At 35.9% G+C, this 16402-nt stretch carries 16 protein-coding genes and 1 riboswitch; of the genes, 11 read left to right on the top strand and 5 right to left on the bottom strand.

Features of this window, described 5'->3' with window-relative positions; genetic code table 11:
* Nucleotides 1-85 precede the first annotated feature (85 nt).
* Nucleotides 86-586: an NUDIX hydrolase gene (locus VIG73_RS00695; RefSeq protein WP_331638342.1), complete on the top strand. Its 501-nt coding sequence runs from the start codon at nt 86-88 to the stop codon at nt 584-586.
* A gap of 318 nt (nt 587-904) precedes the next feature.
* Here VIG73_RS00695 and VIG73_RS00690 read toward each other — a convergent pair whose 3' ends face one another.
* Together VIG73_RS00690 and VIG73_RS00685 are read right to left on the bottom strand one after the other, a co-directional pair.
* Nucleotides 905-1321, bottom strand: a complete 417-nt coding sequence (locus VIG73_RS00690; RefSeq protein ID WP_331638340.1) for a flavoprotein — start codon at nt 1319-1321, stop codon at nt 905-907.
* Between the two features lie 1178 nt (nt 1322-2499).
* Complete coding sequence (locus VIG73_RS00685; RefSeq protein WP_331638338.1) at nt 2500-3339, bottom strand: malate synthase; 840 nt, start codon at nt 3337-3339, stop codon at nt 2500-2502.
* Nucleotides 3340-4043: 704 nt separating this feature from the next.
* Between VIG73_RS00685 and VIG73_RS00680 the strand changes: the two genes are divergently transcribed.
* From VIG73_RS00680 to fdhD, 8 genes are all read left to right on the top strand, one after another.
* A complete protein-coding gene (locus tag VIG73_RS00680; RefSeq protein WP_331638336.1) occupies nt 4044-4778 on the top strand; it encodes an SDR family oxidoreductase in 735 nt (244 codons plus the stop codon).
* A 137-nt stretch (nt 4779-4915) separates the two neighbouring features.
* Nucleotides 4916-5332, top strand: coding sequence for a MarR family transcriptional regulator (locus VIG73_RS00675; protein WP_331638334.1), 417 nt, complete (start codon nt 4916-4918; stop codon nt 5330-5332).
* 253 nt (nt 5333-5585) lie between these two features.
* On the top strand, nt 5586-5810 hold the full coding sequence (locus VIG73_RS00670; protein WP_331638332.1) for a DUF2892 domain-containing protein: 225 nt from the start codon (nt 5586-5588) through the stop codon (nt 5808-5810).
* Nucleotides 5811-6305: 495 nt separating this feature from the next.
* Complete coding sequence (fdnG, locus tag VIG73_RS00665) at nt 6306-9377, top strand: formate dehydrogenase-N subunit alpha (protein ID WP_331638330.1); 3072 nt, start codon at nt 6306-6308, stop codon at nt 9375-9377.
* A 3-nt stretch (nt 9378-9380) separates the two neighbouring features.
* Nucleotides 9381-10229 carry a 4Fe-4S dicluster domain-containing protein gene (locus VIG73_RS00660; RefSeq protein WP_331638328.1) on the top strand — a complete coding sequence of 283 codons (849 nt, stop codon included), beginning with the start codon at nt 9381-9383 and terminating at the stop codon, nt 10227-10229.
* A complete protein-coding gene (locus VIG73_RS00655) occupies nt 10222-10908 on the top strand; it encodes a formate dehydrogenase subunit gamma (protein WP_331638326.1) in 687 nt (228 codons plus the stop codon). The genes VIG73_RS00660 and VIG73_RS00655 overlap by 8 nt, the downstream gene beginning before the upstream one ends.
* A gap of 57 nt (nt 10909-10965) precedes the next feature.
* Nucleotides 10966-11184, top strand: coding sequence for a twin-arginine translocase TatA/TatE family subunit (locus VIG73_RS00650; protein ID WP_331638324.1), 219 nt, complete (start codon nt 10966-10968; stop codon nt 11182-11184).
* 277 nt (nt 11185-11461) lie between these two features.
* Nucleotides 11462-12298, top strand: a complete 837-nt coding sequence (gene fdhD, locus VIG73_RS00645) for a formate dehydrogenase accessory sulfurtransferase FdhD (RefSeq protein ID WP_331638322.1) — start codon at nt 11462-11464, stop codon at nt 12296-12298.
* A gap of 57 nt (nt 12299-12355) precedes the next feature.
* On the opposite strand, the gene VIG73_RS00640 is transcribed toward fdhD, so the two are convergent.
* The 3 genes from VIG73_RS00640 to VIG73_RS00630 form a co-directional block, all read right to left on the bottom strand.
* Nucleotides 12356-13390, bottom strand: a complete 1035-nt coding sequence (locus VIG73_RS00640) for an Rpn family recombination-promoting nuclease/putative transposase (protein WP_331638320.1) — start codon at nt 13388-13390, stop codon at nt 12356-12358.
* A gap of 171 nt (nt 13391-13561) precedes the next feature.
* A complete protein-coding gene (locus tag VIG73_RS00635; protein ID WP_331638318.1) occupies nt 13562-14098 on the bottom strand; it encodes a phosphoribosyltransferase family protein in 537 nt (178 codons plus the stop codon).
* An 18-nt stretch (nt 14099-14116) separates the two neighbouring features.
* The gene (locus tag VIG73_RS00630; RefSeq protein WP_331638316.1) at nt 14117-15187 is read right to left on the bottom strand and encodes an NCS2 family permease; all 1071 of its coding nucleotides are present in this window, start codon (nt 15185-15187) and stop codon (nt 14117-14119) included.
* 78 nt (nt 15188-15265) lie between these two features.
* Nucleotides 15266-15367: riboswitch (purine riboswitch) on the bottom strand.
* A gap of 231 nt (nt 15368-15598) precedes the next feature.
* Between VIG73_RS00630 and VIG73_RS00625 the strand changes: the two genes are divergently transcribed.
* Together VIG73_RS00625 and VIG73_RS00620 are read left to right on the top strand one after the other, a co-directional pair.
* Nucleotides 15599-16081, top strand: coding sequence for a DUF2975 domain-containing protein (locus VIG73_RS00625; protein WP_331638314.1), 483 nt, complete (start codon nt 15599-15601; stop codon nt 16079-16081).
* A 10-nt stretch (nt 16082-16091) separates the two neighbouring features.
* Nucleotides 16092-16313, top strand: coding sequence for a helix-turn-helix transcriptional regulator (locus tag VIG73_RS00620; RefSeq protein WP_331638312.1), 222 nt, complete (start codon nt 16092-16094; stop codon nt 16311-16313).
* Nucleotides 16314-16402: the final 89 nt, after the last annotated feature.

Here is a 16402-nt window from a genome sequence, read left to right as displayed (position 1 = left end):
TGGGGCCAGATTATTTAATAACAAACTAAAGAAGATTTTAAATCTAAAAGAGAATTATTACAAAATTAAACAAGGGGGTATTTAGATGGGTATGTCTCATTATTATAAAAACCTTCGTGAAAAAGTAGGAAATGAATTAATACTTATGCCAAGTGCTGCAGGAATTATTCGTAATGAAAAGAGAGATATTTTATTTCAGAACAAAGGAAATGGAGAGAAGTGGAGTCTTCCAGCTGGAGCAATTGAAGTTGGCGAAGCACCTGCAGAAGCATTGTGTCGTGAAGTTTGGGAGGAAACAGGATTAATTGTTATTCCTAAAAAGTTATTAGGGGTATTTGGCGGTGAAGATTTTCGTTACAAGTATCCAAATGGTCATAAGGTTGAATATAACGTCTATGTTTTTGACTGTGAAATCAAAAGTGGTAAACTAAGCCGAATAGATAGTGAATCTGCTGAATTAAGTTATTTTAGTTTTGAGGATATGCCTGAACTGGCTTTACCATATCCAAACTCTTTATTTCTACAAAATGAAAATAAAGATGTATATTTTCAGTGGAATGAACAGTGGTTGAAAAATCTACGCTAAATTAATAATAAGGATATTTCGACAATCGGGCGCCTATCTGGAATAAAAGATAGTGACCCAATTGCCATTTCAAAATTCGTTGTGATATATGGAGAAATACTTAAATATCAGAGACTACAATGATCCAACTATATTTGTTACCTAACGCTCCGATGGAAGTTATACAAAGCCTATTAGGTCACGAAGAAAGCGAAGCAACTTGAATCTATGCTCAATTAAATGGGAGACTTCTGCAAGAATTTTACAGAAAATATATTTTTAAATAAACAAGAGTAAACGTCTAAGATATTAACGTTTTCTCTTCTATTATTGCACTCATTAGTTGAAATGTATTCTATTCAAATTATCATTAAGGACACCTACTTCTACATAATTTCTTACCAGTTTCCAATCATCAAAGTTATTTTTCTTGAACGTCTGAAAAAATAAATTCGAAGTTTCTAAACTCTTACCTTGAACAATCATAGTAGCTGATAAGATCACCGACTTCTCATCAATTCTTAAAGGGATAACTGAAATTTCGTTTAAAATCCATTGAGCATTATTTTCTTTAACAAAATTAAAACCCTGTTCCCAACCATTGATAGATTCTTCATAACCAAAATCAACTATATTTTCACCTGTTATTTCTCTTGCTTTATAATCCTTTGATATTAATTGTGATAATTCAGTCAAAGGTGAATTTCTCCATATGTCTAAATAAGTATCGAGAAATTGTCGAAATGAGTTATCCATTATGGAACCTCCTTATATATTGGTATGAGTACAGTTCTATATTTATATTAGTTGGATTATCCCTTTATTATGCTACTATTTCTTAAACGAGCATCCCTGGTTGAAATAACCTACCCAACAGTTTAACTGATTTAGAGGTTATTTATATAGAAAAGTGTTCAATTCTATCAAGCAAAAACTGTTGATTCTATTCTAGCAGTTACAATTATTGTTTAGCCTTTAGCAGAGATATGTAACCATTCTCCATTTTAAACTAGGAACATTTCGCATAACGATCGTACCAGTTAGTTTAATAGGATTAGACTCTCTCCCTAATTGTTCGTGTTATCCCTCAAAGTGCAAAACGGTATACAAATGCAAAGACAGCAAACAAAAAGGCAAATTCGAAAAGAGAGAAGGGTTCATAATAGATTAAATAAGAATTAATGAAAATTAACATTAAAGACAACAGCTCCATTAAAGAGTCCTTAAATTCGATTTTCTCGTACAAGTACCTAGTTTTGTTGTAATTAAAGACGTCTTTATATTCTTCGCTAAAAAATCCTTTGACAATGCCTATAAATATTAAATAAATTCCCATAGCAAGTCCATAGTCTATATTCACAATCTGTGTTATTAAACAATAAATTATGGTGAATATAAGTAAATACACTTTGCTATTCCCCTCTTCATAAAATAAATTAGGTAAATAAGTGGGTCACAATTTCTTACCATGCAATCTTGTCCGTTATGACAAGGAACGACTGTTCTTGTTGAACAATCATTGCCCCGTTAGTTCAGCCTCTTTAACAAATAAAGCTAACACTTTAGTTGTAAATATCTGAACTTAATAATAAATAAAAGATCAACATAGAGGAAAGTTAGCAGTACCATGTGTAGTGCTTTAATATTCTAAGAAAGATAGCCATCCAATGTGTGTTTATGCGATTTGTTTTATGAATAATTAAGATTAGCTAGCCTTTGATGATTTTACCAAAGGCTAGTTACATTTTAAATGGCTATGATGATTAGCCTGTCTATAGAGCTGGAAAAATTACTTCCTACAAATTTTACACAAAAAAATATAATCCCCCTTTTAATGATTGGGGATTATTTAGTCGTCCATCTTAAGTTAATAAAAAACGAATTCCTATCTTCGTTTCTATAAATGAAGCGGAGCCATTGCTATATGTCACTTATTATTGTTTTAAAGCTCCGCAAGCTTCTGGGATATGATCTATGTCGAGAAGGTTCATTTTCAAGAAGTATTCAAGAAAGTTTTGGACTTCTTTCATTTCTTCTTCATCCGTTTTTAATGCCATGATATCTTTTAGAATTTGAGCGGTCCAAATATTATCGAAATAACGATATTTACCAGAATTCCAAGTTGTTCGGTGAGGATAATTCTTATTTTTGTAATAATTCCAGAAAAGCATTTTCTCTGCTTCTTGATCTGTAAGCTTGATTTTAAAATCCGCATGAGCTGGGACCATTCCATCTTCACTAAGATCTCCGGCGAATGTTTCATTTACCATGTATAAACCAATAATTTGTCTTTCTGTCTCTGCTTGATTTTTTCCTCTTACCGTTAGAAGAGCTGCACTATTTGGGCGCAATCGAGCCGCCCGGTTAGGTTGACCTTTATTTGGTCCGCTCTGTACCTTACCGGTAGACACTTGCCATTCTGTAAAGATATTCTGTTGTTCATTTTCATCCAACCAAAAAACGATTTGTGAGCTTTCATGAATTTTATGGTTCTTTAATTGTTTTATACGCAGTAGTTCAAGTGTCTTTTGTTTCGTTTTCTCTTCCCGTTTCTTTTCGATCGCTTTCTCTTCCGTTTCTTTTTTTGAAATGATTTTTTTCAAGGATTCTGCAGTATCTTTATCCTTTAGTGAAATAAATGTTCCAATAGCATCGGGGTAAACGAATTTTTTAATATTTTCGTTGAAGTCAATGGTGATGATGGACTCATCCTGATTCACTATCTTTCCCTTACCAAAGACTTTATGAGTTACTTTTTCATTAAGTAAATTCATTAACCTACTCTCCTTATATATTCTGGCTTTTAGTTTGTGCCCATTTTTTCCAAAAGAGTTTGCATTGAATAAAATTATGATGATAAGATGAAATGTTTATATTAAAAAACGCATCTAAATTCTGTATAGAAAAAGATGCTGTGTTCGAAAAATTAAATATTACTTTAAAGTGATTATATTTACATAATATCATATTAAATAAAAAAAGTCAATTTTTGATTGACATTTCAAGAATATATGATGTATAATGTAAAGTTATTTTAATTAATTATCGTTGTAGAACTTCTAAATCAGTTTCGAATGTGGCATAAGGGTTTACTAGATACTCGTATTTTGGTTACCGATCGACAGATAGATTATGAATATTTGTATCAACTATAGATAAAGAGAAATTAAAACCACTCCTAATTTTCATCGCCATATTGTACTGTGTAAATAACTTTTATTTATGTTTAGTCAAACATGGTTCTACCTGGATAACCAAAATTATTATTTTTCTATACATACTACACGCTACATTATCAAATGCTTCCATATTTTCCCCTAGGCAGATGTTTTGCATGAGTACTAAAACCACTCTATAATTAAACTTGAAATAGTTAGATATCTAATCATTTTGTTTCAGTCATATTTTTTAATGAAAATTGTGATTAAGGGAATCAATAAAATTAACATAAATCATTAGGAAAAAGGAGCGATTTTTCATGGGTAAATTAGACGGTAAAGTTGCAATTATAACAGGTGGAGCTTCTGGAATTGGAGAAGGTATGGTAGATTTATTCCGGACAGAAGGAGCAACTGTCATTGCAGCAGATATTAATGAAGAAGCTTTAAACAAAGTTAGCGAAAAAGAAAATGTTTTTGGAATGAAATTGGATGTTTCCTCAGATGAGAATTGGAGAAAATTTGCTAAGGAAGTAAAGGAAAAGTTTGGCTCTATTGATATCTTAGTGAATAATGCTGGTGTTTCTTCAGAAAAAGCTTACACAGAAATTGATAAAGAAGATTGGGATTTCATGATGTCGATTAATGGGTTTGGTCCATTTGCCGGAATGAAGCATGTTGCACCTATTATGGCAGAACAAGGAAAAGGTTCTATTATAAACATTTCTTCATACACAGCACAAATAGGGCAAGGATTTAACCATTATTCAGCTTCAAAAGGCGCTGTTCGAGCTATATCTAAAGCAGCAGCGACTCAATTTGGTCGTCAAGGAGTCCGTGTAAACGCACTGTTTCCAGGAATCATTGAAACACCGATGACAAAATCTTTAAGTGCATCGAAGGAATTGTTAGAACGTCTCATACAAGCAACACCTTTACAACGATTAGGCCAACCAAAAGATATAGCAAATGCGGCTTTGTTTTTAGCATCAGATGATTCTAGTTACATCACAGGTGCTGAAATCATTATTGACGGCGGATTTTCGGCCCAATAAATAAAGTGTGAAGTTAAAGTATCTTTTATTATTCGGGAAAATGAGAATAATAACCGTGCTTTAACTTCTTTTTACATATTTCGGATTTGTAACTTCATCACGAACCAATTATTATGAATGTATAGAGGAGGGTAGACATGAAGGAGCAAACTGTTTTTGAAATCTTACATAATATGGATAAATTCACGAATGGATTAATTATTAAATGGAATAAAATGTTCAACGAGAATTTAGGCATTTCTCACGTCTTAACACTTGGATATTTAAATAAAAATCGCAAAGCCCGTCCATCGGAAATTGCAAAAGAACTTGGTCTTACTCCTCCAACAGTTACACACTTAAGTGAAAAGTTAGTTAAACGACAATTAGTTGTACGTCTATATGATGAAAATGATCGTCGAATTGTATTACTAGATATTACAGACAAAGGAAAAGAACTATTGAGTCGTGCTAATAAGGAAGGGCAACGATTACGACAAGAAATGTTTGAGAAATTAACCAGTGAAGAAAAACAGCAACTATTGCACATTTTTCAGAAGTTAAATGAATCATAAAAATAAACTTCGTAGAACTGTCTGACAAATCACTTTTCTACGAGGTTTTGCATTTAATAAAACCTTCCTAAAATAGCTTGAATATTGAGCTTTCGTTGAACCGTTTCTTAGATATCAGAGTCATTTAAATCCTTTCATAAATAAATTAACCTCAATGCAATGAACTAAATTAAATGAATAATGATGAAAAATACATAACCTTTGTATTTCTAACTATAAATATATATGATTAAATACGAATGGGGGTATTTATATGTTCGTAGTTAATGGTAAAAATTCGATCATTCGTTTTATGGCTGGTTTTTTTGTTTTAAGTAGTGTGATTTTAAGTCAAGTTCATCATCCATATTGGTTATTTTTCACTGGATTTGTTGGTTTTATGCTCATGTTCTCTTCTTTAACTGGCTTTTGTCCAATGGAACTAATTCTAAAAGCATTAGGAGTTAAAGAAAAAGCAATTTGTGATATAAAAAAATAATACAACGGTCATGAAGATATTTGTTATGATATGAGCGAGGAATTCTAAAAAAGAATATGAGTTAATGTAAAGGTTATAAAACACTTTCAAACATTGTAAAACTTGTTTGGAGGTGTTTTTTAATACATCACTTTTTGTTTTTAATGACATAAAAAAATAATTCGATTTAGTATGTTGCATATTCCTTCACAATAACATCCAAAACTGTTTACACCATTTCCAAAGTGTAAATAGTGTAATCGTCAGAATATATTGAAAACTGCATGCGACGCGTGATATAATCGTAATGTTAAAGGGAATCTATTATAATAACCGGTTTACCGGTAACTCTTTATCCCTTTGTACTAGCTATGAATTAGTTAGTAAATTTATCATATGTTTTTTCCTAGTTCGAATGAATAAAGAGAATAATAATATATCAATCTATAATAAATAGATTCTCTTGGGAACTGTATCATCAGTCAAGTTTTGAAAGGAATTAGAGGGGGAAGTATCATGGCAAAACTGTCAAGGCGATCTTTTATGAAGTTTACAGCAGCCTCTATTGCAGCTGCGGCACTAGCCGATAAGCAAAAGGTTCATGCTGAGAAGGGTGATGTTGACAAAGCCTTTCCAATGATGACAGCAGGAGCAACGACAGCTTATGGTTTATGCCACTTTTGTTCAGTGGGCTGTGGACTTGAGGTGAAAATTAAGAATAATAAGGTCATTTCAACTGAAGGTCATCCTGATCACCCAATTAATGAAGGTGCATTATGTCCAAAAGGGCGTTCTATGAAAGAAATGGCGAATTCTGATCAACGTGTGACACATCCGTTAATTAGAAAACCTGGAAGTGATAAATGGGAACCAATTTCATGGGATGAAGCATTTGGAAAAATTGCATCTAAGATTAAAGAGGTACGTGAGGAGACTTTTACAAAAACATCCGATATTGACGGAGAAAAGGTCACGGTTAATCGTACAGATGGAATTTTTAGCATGGGAAGTGCTGAAATTGATAACGAAGAGGCCTATCTTTATACGAAATTTAACCGCGCATTAGGCATTCATAATTTCACGCACCAGGCTGAGATATGACACGCTCCAACGGTGGCTAGTTTAGCCCCTTCATTTGGTAGCGGTGCAATGACAAATAATTTTAATGACATGAAAAATGCAAACGTTATTCTGATTGCAGGGAATAATACAGCAGAATGTCACCCATTAGCAATGCGCTGGGTTTTAAAAGCTCAGAAAAAAGGTGCAAAAATAATCGTCGTTGATCCACGGTTTAATCGGACAGCAAAAGTGGCAGACATTTATGCCCCTGTTCGACCAGGTACGGATATTGCATATTTAAGCGCCATTGTTAAATATATTTTGGATAATAGATTATATGATGAGGCATTCGTTCGTGAAAATACGAATGCGTTGTATAAAGTTAATCCTGATTTTAAATTTCATGATGGTTTATTCTCGGGATTTGATGGCAAAGGAACATACGATAAAGAAAGCTGGACTTATCAGCTCGACTCGAATGGCTTACCAATACAGGCAGATTCATTAAAGGACCCAGACAGTGTTCTTATGAAACTAAAGGAACACTTTAAAGATTACACGTTTGAAAAAGCAAGCGAGATTACCGGAATGCCAGTGGATAAGATGAAACTTGTTGCTGAGACGTTTGTGAACAACCGTCCAGGAACTATTTTATATGCATTAGGTATGACACAAAAGTCTGTCGGTACACAAGGAATACGAATGTATGCCATTATTCAACTATTGCTTGGAAATATGGGAATGCCAGGTGGCGGTATTAATGCTAACCGAGGTGAGCCAAATGTTCAAGGTTCAACAGACTTGGCTCTTATGGCGCATATTTTGCCGGGATATATACCGATTCCGACCGATGCTCATCCAACATTAAATGACTATATTAAAGCTGTTGGAGTATCGAATGGAAAAAAACTAATTGCGCTGTTAAAAGCATGGTACGGAGATAAAGCGACACCGGAAAATGAATTTGGTTATCACAATATACCTAAGCGTGATTCAAAACTTTCCAATGCTACCTACGTGCCGATTTTTGAAAAATTAAATCAAGACGCATTTAAAATGGGCATTATTTTTGGTCAGAATCCAGTCGTCAGTACACCTACTTTAGATATGGCATTAGCTGGTTTAAGTAAATTAGATATGCTAGTCGTGTCGGAGGTTTTTGAAAGCGAAACGACATCGTTTTGGCTACATCCTGACTTCAATCCAAAAGATATCAAAACGGAAGTTATTTTACTTCCAGCAGCGGTCTCTTTTGAAAAAGATGGAACAATGACGAACTCTTCTCGCTGGATTCAAGGTAAAAAGGCCGTCGTACCACCAAAAGGTGAATCTATGCCAGATGGTGATATGATTTATGAAATTATGAAGAAGCTTAAAAAATCTTATGCTAAAAGTAACGATCCAAAAGACAAAGCGATTCTTGATTTAACATGGGATTATCCAGTTCTTGACCATGGCATCGACATGGAAGCTGTTCTGAAGGAAATGAATGGTTATAATTTAAAAACGGGTAAACTATTAAATTCTAGTTCAGAGATACAGAGTCTAAAACCAGGAGAAACATCTTCTGGAATAGGTGGCTTATACACAGGTGTAATTACCGAAGAAGGCAACCATTCGTTGCGTCGTGATAACACTGACCCGAGTGGTCTAGGTGTTCATCCAAATTGGACATTTTCATGGCCTGGCAACACTCGAGTGCTTTGGAATCGGGGTTCTGCGGATAAAAATGGTAAGCCTCGTGATAAACACCGTGCAATTGTCTCGTGGAATGGCAGTCGCTGGGTCGGCCCTGATGTCTTACACATAGCGGCGAAGGACAAGGCACCTCATACGCCAGAGGGTAGTAAAGTCTTTTCAACTGCTGAAGGGAAAGGCGCCCTGTTCCGTGGCCCATTTACGATGTCACAACAAGGTGCACCTGATATCATGCTAAAACCGGGCTATGATCCAAATGTATTCAAAGTTGCACCAGTAGGTAAAGAAGCTGGTATTGGTGACGGACCACTTCCGGCTCATTACGAACCGTTAGAATCACCGGTTAAAAATCCGATGTTCAGTCAGCAGTCTAATCCGACAGCTGCTCCGGTACAATTACCTGAGTTCCAAAAGTATGGTAAAGCTAAGGATTTCCCATATATACTTACAACCTATATGGTAACTGAGCAATTTTTATCTGGTGCGGTTACACGCAACACACCACAATTAAATGAATTGATGCCATCCAACTTCGCAGAGATTAGTAAAAACTTGGCTAAAAAGCTTGGCGTCAAGTCGGGAGATCCAGTAAATATTTCAACTGCCCGTGGTGATGTGACGATTGAAGCAATGGTGACAGATCGCATGCAGCCTTTAAAGGTTGATGGAAGAGAAGTTGAAGTGATTGGTGTGCCATGGGGCTGGGGCTTTAAAGGTCTAGTACAGGGAGAATCTATCAATCATGTAACAAATTCTGGCTATGAACCAAATACTGGTACCCCTGAATATAAAGCATGTGCGTGTAATGTGACGAAGGGGGAGAAGTAATAAATGGCTAAAAAACATGATAAAGTCATATTAGTAGATACAACTCTTTGTACAGGTTGTAAAGCTTGTCAGATAGCTTGTAAAGAGTGGCATAATTTGCCGGCGACGGAATTTGAACATGTTTCTGGAACATATCAGAATCCAGCTGACCGTAATGCAAATACGCCAATGCTGATGAAGTTTATTGAGCAATACGATAAATCAACTGATTCAATGGACTGGATTTTCTGGAAGGATCAATGCATGCACTGTACAGATGCACCTTGTGTTGAGGTTTGTCCATCAGAAGCGCTCTTCACTCATGAAGATGGATTTGTTGGATTTAATCAAGATTCATGCATCGGCTGTACGTATTGTTCAAAAGTTTGTCCATTTGATATACCGCGCTTTGAAACAGATACACTAACAGGTAGTAAACGTATGAATAAGTGTGATTTCTGTCAAGATAGAGTAACAAATGGAGAAGTGCCGGCTTGTGTTCGAACATGCCCGACGAATTGTTTGGAATTTGATACGTGGCAAAATGCTGTTGATAAAGCATATCAACGGGTTGAGAAAATTAAAGATCAATTTCCAAATGCAAATGTGTATGGAGATACAGAAATGGGCGGACTGCACTATATTTACATTTTAACCGAAAAGCCTGACACTTATGGCTTGCCGGTTGAACCAAAAACCGACGAATTGGTAAGTTTCCGCCGAGATGTTGTGAAACCAGCAACAAAAGTATTAATGGGTGCAACAGCCGTGGGACTATTAACGAACTTTATTGTAGCATCAGCTAACTATGGAAAAGAAGAAGATAAAGAAACAAATGATGTCATGACTAATGGAGATGATAAACATGAGTAAGCGTAAGAAAACATTAGTCAAACGGTATAACCTTCCAGACATGATCATGCACTGGACAGTAGCTGCTGGATTTGTTCTAGCTTTACTGACAGGATATGCAGTCTTTTTTGAAGGTACATCAGCTCTATTAGTAAATGAAATTGGTGTTTTTATTAGACTCCTCCATCGTATTGGGGGCGTGCTATTTGTGGCAGCACCTATTCTATACTTTATCTTTTCCAAAAAACGGTTTGGCTTTTTAAGAGCTTTTAAATGGAGTAAAAGCGACCTTGGTTGGTTACTAGCAGCACCGAAACATTATTTTGTCGGAGGAGATAGTATGCCTCCGCAGGAAAAATACAACACGGGTCAAAAAATGTTTTACTTATTTGCAGTTGTATTTGGCGCTTTGTTGGCCATAAGTGGTTTTATCCTTTGGTTCAACTGGTTTTCAGCAACAGCCCAGCTTATCATGCTCTTTATTCATGATGTGTCAGCTGTCTTACTAACACTTTTCTTCTTTGTGCATATTTATTTGGTAATCTTTCATCCAGCTGATCGTATGTCCTTCAATGCTATGGCGACCGGTTATATGGATAGAGAGTATGCCAAAAATCATCATGAACTATGGTATAACGAAGTAAAAGCTCAAGAAAAAAAGGAAAATAATCATTCGGAATTGCACAAGAAAAACGCTTAGCTGGTTTCTGTTAGAAATGGAATAAAACAAATAATTGGGAGAAGGGAAGTAAGTTCTATGGCTAATATCGGTGTACCCGGCTTGATTCTAATCCTAGCTTTAGCCTTAATTATCTTTGGTCCGAATAAGTTGCCTGAACTTGGTAAGGCAGTAGGGCAAACATTGAGGGTGTTCAAGCAGTCGGCAAATGGTGTAATGGACGATGATGACGAGACAGCGGTTGCTGAAAAGAATGTTGAAAAGAGTAACAAAAAACAATCCTCAAGCGCTTCGTGACGCTTTAAATTGATTGTATTATATAACGTGCCCATGTTTTTAATGTAAAGGCAGATTGATTTGATGTTGATTCATAAGTCAACACTTGAACTAAAAGGAAGACACTTTAGAATGAGATAATAAGTTCTAGTGTCTTCTCTTTTTCAAAAAAATCCACTTTTACCATTGTGTAAACATATGAAAGCATAGATACAGGATATGCTATAGTTGAGAGAGTAAAACATGAGGGAAAGTGCTGGAAACTGAAACAAACGGATAAAGAAGAAGGTGGAAAAGGATGATTGAAACAGCTCGCAAAGGATGGGAAATTGTCCGCTTTGAAGGAGATACACCATCTGTAAGAGAAGAAGTAGTTACTGCTGAGTTCCCCTTAACAGTTATGCTGAATGGCAAAGAGTTTGCGACAATGGTTTGCTCACCAACGGATTTAGAAGACCTAATTGTCGGCTTTTTGGCATCTGAAGGAGTTATTCGTTTTTATGATGATATTGCATCACTTTCGATAGATGATGGACAGGGGTTTGCGTATGTGGACGTGAAAAATCCGCCTGACATGATTCAAAGCAGTCATTCAAAGCGGTTTATTGGTTCCTGTTGCGGGAAAAGTCGCCAGTTTTATTTTCAAAGTGATGTGAAGACAGCTAAAACCGTCACAAGCAAACACACGATTACGGTCAATCAATGTTACGCACTGATGGATCAATTGCAACAAAAATCCATGCAGTTCAAAGAAACAGGGGGCGTCCATAATGCAGCGGTTAGCACTGTCGATGACATTTTAACGATGCGAACAGATATTGGCAGGCATAATGCTCTTGATAAAGTTTATGGGGATATTTTAAAACAACGTATGCATTTAAAAGATAAAGTCATCATTTTTAGTGGGAGGATCTCATCTGAAGTCCTTTTAAAAGTATCGAAAATAGGAATTGGAATTCTTCTTTCCAAATCCGCTCCAACAGATCTTGCCCTTCAATTGGCCGATGATTTAGGGATTACCGCTATCGGATTTGTGCGTCATAATAGAATGAATATCTATACCCACCAGGAACGAGTTGTCGAAGCGAATGAATCAGTTTTTTATACACCTGAATCAATCACAACTACAAGTTAAAAATGAAATAGTTAGCACTCAAAAAGAAGAAGGGACAGGTTTTATCCTGTCCCTTTCTCAGATTTTTCTCCTCAATCCTTCAATTTCCTTCCGATCCAAGTGCGTGACCTTGGCAATAAATTCAATAGATGAGCCTTCTTTTAACATCTCGAGGGCGACTTCTTTTTTTCCTTCTAATTTCCCTTCCCTTTTCCCCTCAATTTTCCCCGCCTTAATGCCCTTTTTTAGGCCTTTTTCTAGGCCTTTTTCTAGACCTTTCTCTAGGCCTTTCTCTAGCCCTTTCTTAATCCCTCTCTCCTCATATGAAATCGGTAACTCCAATATTTTCTCCGCATCATCCATTTTCCTCACTTCTTCCATCAACTTTTCCTCCTCTTCATCGTTTAGTTTTAAATAGGTTTCAAAAAAGCCGTAGATTAAGCGTTGTTTGGCTGGGTTTAGCTCCATTTTAGCCATCATCCGTAAAAATTCTTTCTTAACTTGAATGCGTTCCTTTTCTGAATATCCCATCTTGCTTAAGAGAGCGGCTGCTGCAGGATTGTCTGATTTCAAATAGTCTCGCCAATTCTTTTTTCGTAAGTGCAACGTTAGGTAATTGAACGTGAAAACATTCAAAAAAGGGAGTCCCAGCGTAAATCGATTCTTCTCCCAATTTTCATCATAACTAAATACCGCGATTGGAATGATTGGTTTTTTGTATTTATTATATAAAAGTGTAGCGTATTGAAACATTCGTTCATGAAAATCTGTTTGTGTTGTACTTTGTGGTTCAATGTGGACGATAATCAAGGCATCATCTTGTTTTAATTTAACCTGGACAACGATGTCTAATCTTCGTGTATCGCCTTCAATTAAATCTGTGTGTACTTCTTCTGATAGCGGGGTGATGGTGTGAAAGTCAATTGCTTCATGTACATCTGGGAAAAACACCTCTAAAAACTCTTGGAAAAATGTGTGGATGAGTTCTTTAAAAAGTTGATCGTGCCTTGTGTACGTTTGCCTCCCTTCTTTTATCAGTGTTGGGCTTGGATCTTTCCGGTAATGAGAATACTTGATTGACATTTTTCTTTCACGAAGCTGTGTTGCTTGCATTTTAACACATCCTTTTGAGGTTTTGTAGAGGAAATATCTGAGGTGTTTATTCTATTTTTAATATACAACAATTCTTTATCGAGAACAAGCGTTCCTGTTATGTATTAAAAAACCAATCCTCTAGGAAAATTCACCTAAAAGGATTGGTTTTTATTGAAAAGTCATTTTTATTTACTTGAAAATCGGTAGTTTTTCTAAAAACATAATGTCATCTCGTTCTGCTGCATCTCCCTCAGCTAGAATGGCAGCTTTCGCGACAATATGTCCACCAGCTTTTTTAACAAGTTCCTCAAGAGCTTGAATGGACTCTCCAGTGCTAATAACATCATCAATTAGTGCGACTCTTTTCCCGCGAATGAGTTCAACATCTTGGTCATCAAGATATAACGTTTGTGGTTTTTGTGTTGTAATGGAATGGACTTCATGTTTCAATGGGTTATTCATATAATTTTTGATACTTTTTCTTGCTACGACATAGCGTTTCATATTTAATACGTTCGCAAGTTCATGGACGAACGGGATTCCTTTTGCTTCTGCTGTTACTAATATGTCTGCTTCTGGCAGTTTTTCAGCTAATAAAGGCGCTGCAGCAGTTACTATTTCTGCATCACCCAATATGACAAAACTAGCGATTTTTATATTTTCATTAATCGGGATAATGGGTAATTGCCTTGTTACGCCCGCAACATTTAACTCATATGTTTTCATATTCATACCTCCACTGTTCTAAACGCCAAAAATTCCTAATAAAAATTGCATGATAACACCTGCAAGCATCCCTAGAAATGGGTCAGCAATTGCCGTGACGACCATTGTTATACCACCAACAAGGCTAGATCCTGGTGTACCTCCTGTCAGTGCGGCTTCGGCATTTCCAGGTAGTGTTACGATGGCCCCTAAGACAAATAAAAAGCCAACAATAGAAGCACTCGGTACATATTTTCCAATCTTAGGTAAGAGCTTTAAAAATAAAATAACAGCCATTATACCCATCATAATCACACCGGCTAATACGGCATGTGGTGCACTTGCAGTAGCAGATATAACAACCTCTACTGGTCCACCACCGAATAATGCAGAAGCCATATCTGCAATACTACTGATGATCGTAATGGTATCTACGTTGACATTCGCATCGGCAATATCTGCATTGATTTTTCCAAAAGCGATGTTGGCACCAACGTTTAAACATGCCATGGCAAGCGCTCCGCGAATAACTGTAGGGGTTAATATTAGCTTTTGCAGTTTAATTTTGTCCTCTTTTACATTTTCCGTCACACCTGTTTTATCTTTTTCCACAAAGTAATAAATAATGCTAGATAGAATAACGGATATGGTAATCGTGTAGACGAGGTCTTTAGTAGCCATATAAACAATCAGTGCACTTAATAATGAAGTGATGCCAACAACCCGGTCTTTCTTTGACATGTCCCAGGCGACTTTAGAAAGCATAATCCCTACGCCCGCCATCATGCCGTTGGTAATGACTGGGCCGATCCAGGCAATGATGGATTCCATCAAACCAAATAAACCGATAACGAGCATAATAAGTGCACCAAAGAAAATCATAGATAATCTTTCTCGGATGTTTTTTCCCATTGTCCCGGCGACGGTAATGGTTTCTGCTTGAAATGAAATCACTGCAACATTACTAGTCAGGGTGTTCCCAAATGCTCCGATAATGAAAGCAAGAGCTGTAGGAACAGATGCAAAACCAAATGTCATTGCGAGCAAACCTTGTGGTAATCCGTTCAGGACACCACTTATTGCCGCAAGTAAGTCTTTAATGATTTCCATGCTGAATACGTCCTTTCTCCCCTGAACATGAAAGGTGCCTAGAAAAACAAAAAAAGCCCTTCGTAAAAAACGGCTTTTTTGGCATGAAGCACCGTCCATAGTAGAGTAATTTACGGTTACTCTGTAGAAACTCCCAGTCCATATTACTAGGATTATACGAGGTATGATTGATATTTAATTTACGACTAATCATAACACATGTTAATCAGATGTTCAATTTCGGATGAAAAATTTTTTGAGATATTTTTTGTCATGAATAAATCAAGTGAATACACTAAATTAATGTAAATAAAAATGCAGTTTGTTTTTACATAACAATAAAAAAACAACACAAAACAATAACTATTTATTGTAAAACGATAAACTGTGTGTTAAAATCAAATAGAAAAAAATAAGTGAGGTGCTTTTTTTATGGAAAGAGGATCAACACTCTTCTTAAAGCTAGCTGTTTTTCTTATTGGGGCTCCTGTTCTTGCTTTGTGCATATTTTTGGTACCTAAGATAGCGAATTATGGGGCAGAGCTGTATCCAGATTTTGCTTACATAAAATATCTTCTTCTAATGGTGATGTATGGAGCAGCGATACCTTTTTATTTCGCTCTGTATCAAGCTTTTAAACTTTTAAGTTATATTGATAGGAATGAAGCCTTCTCGCAAATTTCTGTAAAAGCTTTAAAGAATATTAAATATTGTGCAATCACAATCAGTCTCTTATATGTGGTAGGGATGCCACTCTTATATCTTATAGCAGAGAGAGACGATGCCCCTGGTTTCATATTAATAGGGTTAGTCATTATTTTTGCTTCAATGGTCATTGCTGTCTTTGCTGCTGTTCTTCAAAAACTTTTACAAGACGCAATTGATATCAAATCTGAAAATGATTTAACGGTATGAGGTGTAAACAATGGCAATTATAATCAATATTGATGTGATGTTGGCTAAAAGGAAGATGAGTGTTACAGAACTTTCGGAGAGAGTTGGCATTACGATGGCTAATATTTCTATCTTAAAAAATGGCAAAGCAAAGGCTATTCGATTTTCAACTTTAGAGGCAATTTGTAAGGCTTTAGACTGTCAGCCTGGGGATATATTGGAATATCGAAGTGATGTAGCCAACGGGGATTAATCAATCTGATGATTGAAATTCATCCCTGAGTTTGGGAATCTAAATTTATTCAGAGGGAGTTACCAATGAATTTAACTAAATCTTTCGAA

Source organism: Cerasibacillus sp. (assembly GCF_036516575.1).
GTDB lineage: Bacteria > Bacillota > Bacilli > Bacillales > Amphibacillaceae > Cerasibacillus.
The sequence above is the reverse complement of the archived record's forward strand: the minus strand, read 5'-3'. Positions and strand labels throughout refer to the sequence as shown.